The sequence below is a fragment of the Microbacterium sp. UBA7513 genome, from assembly GCF_002478345.1.
Taxonomy (GTDB): Bacteria; Actinomycetota; Actinomycetes; order Actinomycetales; family Microbacteriaceae; genus Microbacterium.
Map to the genome: position 1 here is coordinate 21,073 of NZ_DLNJ01000016.1, position 8,589 is coordinate 29,661.

Sequence of the window (8,589 nt, forward strand, 5' to 3'; positions counted from 1 at the left end):
CTAGAGCAGCAGGTACACGGCGCCGAGGATCGTCAGCACGATCACGATGCGGTCGAAGAGCCGCTGGTCCAGGCGCCGCGCCACCCGCAGCCCGAGCAGCGCGCCGAGCACCACGAGCGGCGCGAGGATCGCATCGGTGAGCAGCACGGGCCCGGTGAACAGTCCGATCCCGGCCAGGAACGGCACCTTGATCACGTTGATGATCGCGAAGAACCAGGCGGAGGTGCCGAGAAAGACCTGGACGGGTGTCCGCGTGGCGAGGAAGTACATCGACATGACCGGCCCGCCCGCGTTGGCCACCATGGTCGTGAAGCCGCCGAGCGTGCCGTAGACGCCGGCCAGCAGCGCGCCGCCCCGCGCCGCCGCCTCCTGCTCCGCCCGCGCCTGCCGCCATCGCCGCCACAGCGTCACGGCGATCATCAGCAGCAGGATCACGCCGATGGCGCGGCGCACGACCCCGTCTCCGGTCAGAGCGAGGAAGGCGAAGCCGAGGAGGAGTCCGGCCACGACCGCCGGTGCGAGCCGAAGCAGCGTGGGCCAGTGGGCGTGCCGTCGATAGGCGAGGAGCGCGAAGACGTCGCCCACCATCAGCAGCAGAAGTGTCGCCGCCGTGGAGGTGCGGGCGGGGAGGACCGCGGCGAACAGGGCGATCGCGAGGATGCTGCCGCCCGGAAGAGCGGTCTTCGAGATCCCGATGACGACCGCGGCCACGCCGAGCGCGGCCCAGGCCCAGGGATCGAGTGCTGTCACCGCCGGAGCTCAGCGGCGATGGCGTCGTACCCGCGGTCGGTCGCAAGGTCCAGCGGCAGCACCCCGTCGCCGTCGCGGATGGTCGCATCGGCGCCGCCGTCGAGGAGAGCGCGCACCACCTCGACGTAGCGGGCGGACCCATCGCCGAGCACGATCGCCTCGTGCAGGGCGGTCCAGCCGAGGTTGTTGATGTGATCGGGGTCGACTCCGGCGTCCAGCAGGATCTCGACCGTCGGCAGCAGGCCGCGCTCGGACGCGGGGATCAGCGCGGTGCCGCCGAAGCGGTTCGTGCTGCGGAGGTCGGCGCCGTGCGCCAGGGTCATCCGCAGGATCTCGTCATGCCCGCGGGCGCCGGCGTAGAGGTAGGCGGAGTCCTGGATGTCGTCCTTCGCGTTCACGTCGGCGCCGGCCTCGATTAGGAGACGTGCCGCGTCGACGTGGTTCGCCTTGGTGGCCGCGATCAGGGGAGTCATGCCGCCGTCGCCGCGGGCCTCGATGTCGGCACCCGTGTCGAGCGCGCGGCGGACGGCGTCACCGTCTCCCGCGGCGGCGGCGGCGAGCAGGTCGGACGTGGCGTCGGTCATGGGAACCTCCGGGATCGGTGCCGTGTGGGGCGACGAGGGTGCAGCGGTGCAGGCCGAGGCGAGGAGCAGTGTCCCCGCGAGGACGCCGACCGCCGCACTCCGCCGCATCCACATGCATCCGGTATACCAAATGATCCCGGAGGTCGACGGCTCAGCCCCGCGTGGCAGCGAGCGCGGCCGCGAAGCGCGCCGCGCGCTCCTCGATCTCGGCCCAGTCCGCGTTCGCGATCGCGGTGCCGTTCGCGAGGTCTCCACCGGCACCGACGGCGACCGCGCCGGCGGCGAACCAGTCGGCGAGGTTGTCGGGCTTCACGCCTCCCGTGGGCATCAGGGGAGCGTCGGGGAACGGCCCGCGCAGCGCACCGAGGTAGGAGGGGCCACCGAGCGAGGCGGGGAAGATCTTCACGACGTCGACGCCGAGTTCGAGGGCGCCCATGACCTCCGTCGGCGTCATCGCGCCGGTCATCACGACGCGGCCGGTGTCGATCATGGCGCGCGTGAGGTCGGGGAGGGTTCCCGGGCTGACGAGGAAGGCGGCACCCGCGTCGGCGGCCTGGGTCGCCTGCTCCGCCGTCGTGACGGTGCCGGCGCCGATGTACGCGGCGTCTCCGTGGCGGGCGATGAGCTCTCGGATCACGGCCGGTGCGTCGGGGGTCGAGAAGGTCACCTCGATACCGGAGACTCCGCCGCGGATGATCGCCTCCGACGCCTCCAGAGCCAGCTCCGGCGACGGGGCGCGGAGGACGGCGAGGATGCCGGTGGTGCGGGCGCGGGCGAGACGGTCGGACATGCTGCTCCTTGATCGAGGGGGATGCGCCCATTCTTCCGCACGGCAACTTGTCATTACAAGTAGTGTCGGCCCCGCTCCGCGACAGGGATCGTGCCCAGGCGCCTCCCACCCGCATCCCGGTACCCTGGAGGGATGGCCGAGAACCCCCGCACACCCGACACGCGCCCCGCGACCGCGCCCGCGTCGTCCCGTTCGGGGGCGATCCGCGAGACACGGGCCCCGCAGGTGCGCCCCGCGACCGAGGGGTGGACCCAGAAGAAGGACGCCGAGGGGCGCCCCCTGCTGCAGTTCGCGAGCCCGAAGCGCGGCAAGCCGCCGGTCCACCTCGCCGACCTCACCCCGGCCGAGCGCATCGACAAGGTGAAGGAGCTCGGACTCCCCGGGTTCCGCGCCAAGCAGCTCGCCACGCACTACTTCCGCCACTACACGTCCGACCCCGCGGAGATGACGGACCTCCCCGCCGGTATCCGCGACGAGCTCGTCGCCGGCATGCTCCCGCCCCTCATGACCGAGGTGCGGCGGCTGGAGACCGACCGCGGCGACACCATCAAGTTCCTCTGGCGTCTGCACGACGGCGCGCTCGTCGAGTCGGTCCTCATGCGCTACCCCGGCCGCATCACGCTGTGCGTGTCGAGCCAGGCCGGCTGCGGCATGAACTGCCCGTTCTGCGCCACGGGCCAGGCGGGGCTGACGCGCAACATGTCCACCGCCGAGATCATCGAGCAGATCGTCCGGGCCAATCGGGCCATCGCGAACGGCGAGCTGGGCGGCAAGAAGCGCGATGATCACAGCATGGAGCGCGTCTCCAACATCGTCTTCATGGGCATGGGGGAGCCGCTCGCCAACTACAAGCGGGTCATGGACGCGGTGCGCACCATGGTCGCCCCGCAGCCCGACGGTCTCGGCATGAGCGCCCGGGGTATCACCGTGTCGACGGTGGGGCTCGTGCCCGCGATCCGCAAGCTCGCCGACGAGAACATCCCCGTCACGTTCGCCCTGTCGCTGCACGCCCCCGACGACCACCTGCGCGACGAGCTCATCCCCGTGAACTCGCGGTGGAAGGTCGACGAGGCGCTCGATGCGGCCTACGACTACTACGCCAAGACCGGGCGCCGCGTGTCCATCGAGTACGCCCTCATCAAGGACATGAACGACCATGCGTGGCGGGCAGACCTCCTGGCGGACAAGCTCAACCAGCGCGGTCGCGGGTGGGTGCACGTGAACCCGATCCCGCTGAACCCGACGCCGGGCTCGATCTGGACCTCGTCGGAGAAGGACGTCACGGACGAGTTCGTGCGGCGGCTGAACGACGCCGGCATCCCGACGACCCTCCGCGACACCCGCGGCAAGGAGATCGACGGCGCCTGCGGGCAGCTCGTCGCGACGACCGAGGACGAGGCTGCCGCCGCGGCGATGGCCTGACCCCGGTTCGAATCGCTCACCTGGCTCCACATCCGGCCTGGATGCAACCATTCGCGCGACTCGAAGGCCCGTCCAAGGGATCTTCCACGGTATGCACAGGCGGAGTTTCGTAGATTATCGGGATGCCCTATTCCGCCCACCGCCCGGGTCGCTTCGACTCGCAGGGTCGGATCATCCTCGACGGCGACCCGAACGCCGAGACGGATGACCTCGACTTCCTGCGCGAGTACGAGCCGACCGGCGACACGTCCGCGCAGCCCGACGTCGCGTCCGACGACCCGACGCCCGAGCCGGTGACGGCGCCCGACGCTCCGGTCGACGCGGAGCCCGTCCCCGAGCGAAAGGTCCGCCCGCAGCGCGTTCGGAAGCCGCGTCGTCGTCGCACCGCCGCCGAGCGCCTCCGTGCTCTCGCGATCCTCGGCGGGGCCGAGGGCGAGATCCTCGACCGGGTCCCCGGCGAGACCCCGCGGTTCGTGCAGATGTTCTTCGTGCTCGCCGGCACCGCCCTGGTCAGCGCGATCTCCATGCTCTTCGCCCTCACGACCGGCGTGCGCGCAGCGGTCTGGCTCGCCATCCCGCTCGCGATCGTGTGGGCGCTGATCATCTTCAACCTCGACCGCTTCCTCACCTCGACCATGACGTCGACCCGCAACGTCTGGAAGCTCATCGGCCTCGCGATCCCCCGCGTGATCATGGCGGCGATCATCGGATTCGTCGTGGCGGAACCGCTCGTGCTGCAGATCTTCCACAACGACATCTCCCGCGAGGTCGCCGCGACCAACATCGTCCAGGCGCAGGCCGATCAGGAGGCGCTCGAGACCGGACCCGAGAAGAAGGCGCTCGACGCGGCGTCCGAGCGCGTCGCGGCACTGGAGAACCAGGCCGCCACGGGTATCGTCGCGGGGACCGAGTCGTCGTCGGCGACCGAGTCCGCCGCCCAGTCCACGGTCGACGACCTGACGGCCAAGCTCACGGAGCAGCAGGCCGTGATCGACCAGGCGCGCACGCTGTACCAGTGCGAGCTCACGGGCGAGGGCGCGGGCACCGTCCCCGGCTGCACCGGCGTGAACGGCGAGGGCGCGAGCTCTCAGGCCGCCCAGGCTCAGCTCGCCGAGGCCCAGCAGACCTACGACGCGCTCGCGGCCCAGCTCCGTACCGCGAACGAGGAGCTCGCCGCTGCAGGAAGCGCCGCCAAGGAGAACACCACGGCCTCGGAGTCCCAGAACCGTCAGCAGGCGAAGGACGAGCTCCCCGCCGCGCGTGACACGTACGAGCAGGCTCTCGCGGCCTACAACGCCCGCGCCGACTCCGTGGCGCAGGGCAACGCCGGGGCGGTGGGGCTGCTGAGCCAGATCAGCGGCCTCAATCGCCTGAGCGAGAAGGAGCCCGCGATCCTCTGGGCGCACATCCTCATCGCCGCGCTGTTCTTCATGATCGAGCTGCTGCCGGTGCTGGTGAAGGTGCTCACGAGCTACGGCGACCCCAGCCTGTACGAGAAGGCTCTGGCCATCCGCAAGCAGGTCGCGCTGGACAGGGTCACGGCGGAGGGCTTCCGCGACCGCGCCGACATCGTCACCACTCCCGCCTCCGGCGCCGGGGCTCAGGCCACCTGACTCGTTTCGAGTCGCGCACTTTGCTCCATTCCGGCCGGATTCGGAGCAAAGTGGGCGATTCGAACGCGGGAGAGGCCCCCGGACCGAGACGCCACCGCGAGGGAGCGGATCAGGGCGACCGTGGACGGGGCCACCGGGGACGGGGCGGTCGGCCACGGGGTGCCGGTCACGGCGGCCTCGATGCGGGCGAGCGGTTCGCGGAGGGATGGGTCGTGCGTGCGGGCGTCGTCCTCGAGCCATGCGAGGAGCTCGCCGATGGTCCAATCCGGGTCGATTGGACCGAGATCGAGCCCGAAGCTGGTCGTGAGAACTGTCATTGGTCCAGAATCAGATCTCATGGACACCCTCGACAGGGCCAATGCGGTGCCGGTGGCCCACGGATCGGTCCCCGGGCCCCTCGTCCAGGCCGGGGAGGTGTCCGCGACCGCCCTCGCCGCACGCCTCGGCCGCTGGGCGCACGGCGACGGCACGCTCTCCACGCGACTCGCCGCGGCGATCGCCGCCCTGATCAGCGGCGGTGAGCTGCGCCCCGCCGACCGCCTGCCTGCCGAACGCGCTCTCGCCGCGGTGGTCGCGGTCTCGCGGGGCACGGTCGTGTCCGCCTATGCCTCTCTCGCCGAGCAGGGCCTCGTCGAGCGCCGGCAGGGCAGCGGAACGAGGGTCTCGGGCGCGAGGACGGCGCCCGCGGCTGACCGCCGTCCCGGCCGCGGCGAGGCCCTGTTCTCGGCTCTCCCCAACGCGATCGATCTGCTCCGCACGGTGCCGCAGATCCCGGACCTCGGTGTCCAGCTCATCCGCGACCACCAGCCGCGGCTCGACCTCGCCTTGCTCCCGGAGACCGACCCGGCCGGGCTCCCCGCGCTCCGCGAACTCATCGCCGACATGTACCGTGCCGAGGGGACGCCGACCACGCCCGAGCAGATCCTCGTGACCCACGGCGCGCAGCAGGCCATCAGCCTCGTCGTCAACGCGCTCGTGGAACCGGGTGACGTCGTGCTCGCGGAGGAGATCACCTGGCCGGGCGTGACCGACTCCGTGGGGCTGCGCGGTGGCACCGTGCACGGCGTGCCGATGGGCGCGGACGGCCTCGACGTCGAAGCGCTGGAGCAGGCGATGGCCCGGCTTCGTCCTGTGCTCGTCGCGCTCAATCCGCACCACCAGAATCCGACGGGGACGCGACTTCCCGCGGCGGCCCGGCACCGCGTGGCCGAGCTCGCCGCGCAGTACGGGGTCCCCGTGATCGAGGACCGTGTCGTCGCCGGGATCTCGTTCGACGGGGTCGTGCCGCCCACGCTCGCGTCGGAACGGCCGGATGCCCCGGTACTCGTCGTCGAGTCCGTGTCGAAGTGGGCCTGGGCCGGGCTGCGGATCGGGTGGCTGCGGGCCGACCCCGTGCTGGTGCGGAGGCTCCGGGGTGCCCGGCAGCTTGCCGACCAGTCCACGAGCGTGCCCGGCCAGCTCCTCGCGCTCGACCTCATCGCGCACGCGACGGAGCTCCGCCGCGCCAACAGCCGCGTGCACCAGCAGCGGCTCCTCCTGCTGCAGGAGCTGATGGCCGCGCATCTCCCTGACTGGACCTCCGACGCCCCACGGGGTGGACTCGCGCTGTGGGCGGCGCTGCCTCGCGGCTCCGCATCGGCTCTCGCGCGCGTCGCCGCGGCGCACGGGGTCTCGATCGCGGGCACCGGGGCCTTCGCGGTCTCGGCCGCCGCGCCGGACGACCATGTGCGCCTGCCGTTCACCGCGCCGGACGACGTGCTCACCGAGGGAGTGCGCCGCCTGGGCGATGCCTGGCGCGAGTACCGGGAGACTCTCAGCAGCCCTGCCTAGGGTGACCGCATGACACCGGTGCCGCGCCCCACCCTCTGGATCTGCGTCGCGGGCGTGCTCGCCGTCACCGCGTACGCCGCCCTCGCCGCGGTGCAGATCCTCGTGCTCAATCCGCTCGCCGCGGCCCCGGGCGGCCTCTCTCTCGACGAGGTCCGGGCCGCGATGTCGAACGCCGGGGAGAGCCTCATGCCGCCGACGGTCCTCGGCATCCTCGGTGCGGGCGTGTGCCTGGCCATCGGGACGGCCGTCGTCTGCCTCCTCACCCGGGCGCCCGCGGTGGTGGCCAGCATGACCTTCCTCGCGCTGCTCATGGGCGGGGCGCCGGCCTACTTCGTCGCGTCGTTCGGCCCGGGCATGGGCCTCGCCGACACCTTCGGGATCAGCGGTGCCGACGCCTCCCCGTGGGCCCTGCCCCTGTACGCGGTCAGCGCGCTCTCCGCGGTCGGCGTGCTGGTCGGGGCCGCGATCACATCCGGCCGCCGTGGGCCGACCCCTGCCACGGCCTGACGATCGCGGCCGATCCGGCCCGCCGTTCCCCTGGCGGGACTAGCGTGGGTCCATGGTCAACTATCGCTATCTCGGCAACAGCGGTCTCAAGGTCTCGGAGATCACGTACGGCAACTGGGTCACGCACGCCTCGCAGGTCGAGGACGACGCCGCGGTCAAGACCGTGCACGCCGCCCTGGACGCCGGCATCACCACGTTCGACACCGCGGACACCTACGCGAACACGGCCGCCGAGGTCGTGCTCGGCAAGGCTCTGGAGGGCCAGCGTCGCGAGAGCCTCGAGATCTTCACCAAGGTCTACTTCCCGACCGGCCCCAAGGGTCCGAACGACACCGGCCTGAGCCGGAAGCACATCGTGGAGTCGATCAACGGCTCGCTGCAGCGCCTCGGCACCGACTACGTCGATCTCTACCAGGCGCACCGCTTCGACTACGAGACCCCGCTGGAGGAGACGTTCCAGGCCTTCGCCGACGTCGTCCGTCAGGGCAAGGCGCTCTACATCGGCGTCTCGGAGTGGACCGCGGAGCAGCTCCGTGAGGGGCACGCCCTGGCGAAGCAGCTCGGCATCCAGCTCATCTCGAACCAGCCGCAGTACTCCATGCTGTGGCGGGTCATCGAGGGCAAGGTCGTCCCCACGTCGGAGGAGCTCGGCATCTCGCAGATCGTCTGGTCGCCGATGGCGCAGGGTGTGCTGAGCGGGAAGTACCTCCCGGGTCAGCCGGTGCCGGAGGGGTCTCGGGCGACGGATCAGAACTCGGGCGCGGGCTTCATCAAGAGCTTCCTGCAGGACGAGATCCTCACCGCGGTGCAGCGCCTCAAGCCGATCGCGGAGCAGGCGGGGCTGTCGATGCCGCAGCTCGCGATCGCGTGGGTGCTGCAGAACCCGAACGTCGCGGCGGCCCTCGTCGGCGCCTCCCGTCCGGAGCAGCTCGCCGACACGGTCAAGGCCTCCGGCGTGACGCTCGACGCCGACACCATGACCGCGATCGACGAGGCTCTCGGTGACACGGTCAACCGCGACGCCGAGCACACGTACTCGGTGTCGCCGAAGTCCCGGCTCGTCTAGGCCTTCGAATCGCGCAAATGGTCCCAT

General features: G+C 71.4%; 9 protein-coding genes. 5 read left to right on the plus strand and 4 right to left on the minus strand.

Annotated features, from left to right (window positions below; genetic code table 11):
* From B2W79_RS08510 to B2W79_RS08520, 3 genes are all read right to left on the minus strand, one after another.
* Entirely contained in the window at positions 1 to 750 is a 750-nt protein-coding gene (locus B2W79_RS08510) for a sulfite exporter TauE/SafE family protein (protein ID WP_060923668.1), read from the minus strand.
* Positions 747 to 1,334 carry an ankyrin repeat domain-containing protein gene (locus tag B2W79_RS08515; RefSeq protein ID WP_292788604.1) on the minus strand — a complete coding sequence of 196 codons (588 nt, stop codon included), beginning with the start codon at positions 1,332 to 1,334 and terminating at the stop codon, positions 747 to 749. The genes B2W79_RS08510 and B2W79_RS08515 overlap by 4 nt, the downstream gene beginning before the upstream one ends.
* A 151-nt stretch (positions 1,335 to 1,485) precedes the next feature.
* Positions 1,486 to 2,124: a bifunctional 4-hydroxy-2-oxoglutarate aldolase/2-dehydro-3-deoxy-phosphogluconate aldolase gene (locus B2W79_RS08520; protein WP_292788606.1), complete on the minus strand. Its 639-nt coding sequence runs from the start codon at positions 2,122 to 2,124 to the stop codon at positions 1,486 to 1,488.
* A gap of 132 nt (positions 2,125 to 2,256) precedes the next feature.
* Between B2W79_RS08520 and rlmN the strand changes: the two genes are divergently transcribed.
* Both rlmN and B2W79_RS08530 read left to right on the plus strand, forming a co-directional pair.
* Positions 2,257 to 3,546, plus strand: coding sequence for a 23S rRNA (adenine(2503)-C(2))-methyltransferase RlmN (rlmN, locus tag B2W79_RS08525; protein WP_292788608.1), 1,290 nt, complete (start codon positions 2,257 to 2,259; stop codon positions 3,544 to 3,546).
* Between the two features lie 122 nt (positions 3,547 to 3,668).
* The gene (locus tag B2W79_RS08530) at positions 3,669 to 5,159 is read left to right on the plus strand and encodes a DUF4407 domain-containing protein (protein WP_071329196.1); all 1,491 of its coding nucleotides are present in this window, start codon (positions 3,669 to 3,671) and stop codon (positions 5,157 to 5,159) included.
* Here the strand turns inward: B2W79_RS08530 and B2W79_RS08535 are convergent.
* The gene (locus B2W79_RS08535) at positions 5,147 to 5,476 is read right to left on the minus strand and encodes a hypothetical protein (RefSeq protein WP_292788612.1); all 330 of its coding nucleotides are present in this window, start codon (positions 5,474 to 5,476) and stop codon (positions 5,147 to 5,149) included. The two genes, B2W79_RS08530 and B2W79_RS08535, sit on opposite strands and share 13 nt — an antisense overlap.
* A gap of 19 nt (positions 5,477 to 5,495) precedes the next feature.
* On the opposite strand from B2W79_RS08535, the gene B2W79_RS08540 reads away from it, so the two are divergent.
* The 3 genes from B2W79_RS08540 to B2W79_RS08550 are packed head-to-tail and all read left to right on the plus strand — an operon-like array spanning position 5,496 to position 8,562.
* A complete protein-coding gene (locus tag B2W79_RS08540; RefSeq protein ID WP_292788614.1) occupies positions 5,496 to 6,989 on the plus strand; it encodes a PLP-dependent aminotransferase family protein in 1,494 nt (497 codons plus the stop codon).
* A gap of 9 nt (positions 6,990 to 6,998) precedes the next feature.
* Positions 6,999 to 7,496 carry a hypothetical protein gene (locus tag B2W79_RS08545; RefSeq protein WP_292788615.1) on the plus strand — a complete coding sequence of 166 codons (498 nt, stop codon included), beginning with the start codon at positions 6,999 to 7,001 and terminating at the stop codon, positions 7,494 to 7,496.
* Between the two features lie 52 nt (positions 7,497 to 7,548).
* Positions 7,549 to 8,562, plus strand: coding sequence for an aldo/keto reductase family protein (locus B2W79_RS08550; RefSeq protein ID WP_292788617.1), 1,014 nt, complete (start codon positions 7,549 to 7,551; stop codon positions 8,560 to 8,562).
* The last annotated feature ends 27 nt before the right edge of the window (positions 8,563 to 8,589 follow it).

Coding starts and splice junctions, on each gene's coding strand:
- B2W79_RS08515 (WP_292788604.1), bottom strand. CDS start 1,334: ATGACCGACGCCACGTCCGACCTGCTCGCCGCCGCCGCCGCGGGAGAC.
- B2W79_RS08520 (WP_292788606.1), bottom strand. CDS start 2,124: ATGTCCGACCGTCTCGCCCGCGCCCGCACCACCGGCATCCTCGCCGTC.
- rlmN (WP_292788608.1), top strand. CDS start 2,257: ATGGCCGAGAACCCCCGCACACCCGACACGCGCCCCGCGACCGCGCCC.
- B2W79_RS08530 (WP_071329196.1), top strand. CDS start 3,669: ATGCCCTATTCCGCCCACCGCCCGGGTCGCTTCGACTCGCAGGGTCGG.
- B2W79_RS08535 (WP_292788612.1), bottom strand. CDS start 5,476: ATGACAGTTCTCACGACCAGCTTCGGGCTCGATCTCGGTCCAATCGAC.
- B2W79_RS08540 (WP_292788614.1), top strand. CDS start 5,496: ATGGACACCCTCGACAGGGCCAATGCGGTGCCGGTGGCCCACGGATCG.
- B2W79_RS08545 (WP_292788615.1), top strand. CDS start 6,999: ATGACACCGGTGCCGCGCCCCACCCTCTGGATCTGCGTCGCGGGCGTG.
- B2W79_RS08550 (WP_292788617.1), top strand. CDS start 7,549: ATGGTCAACTATCGCTATCTCGGCAACAGCGGTCTCAAGGTCTCGGAG.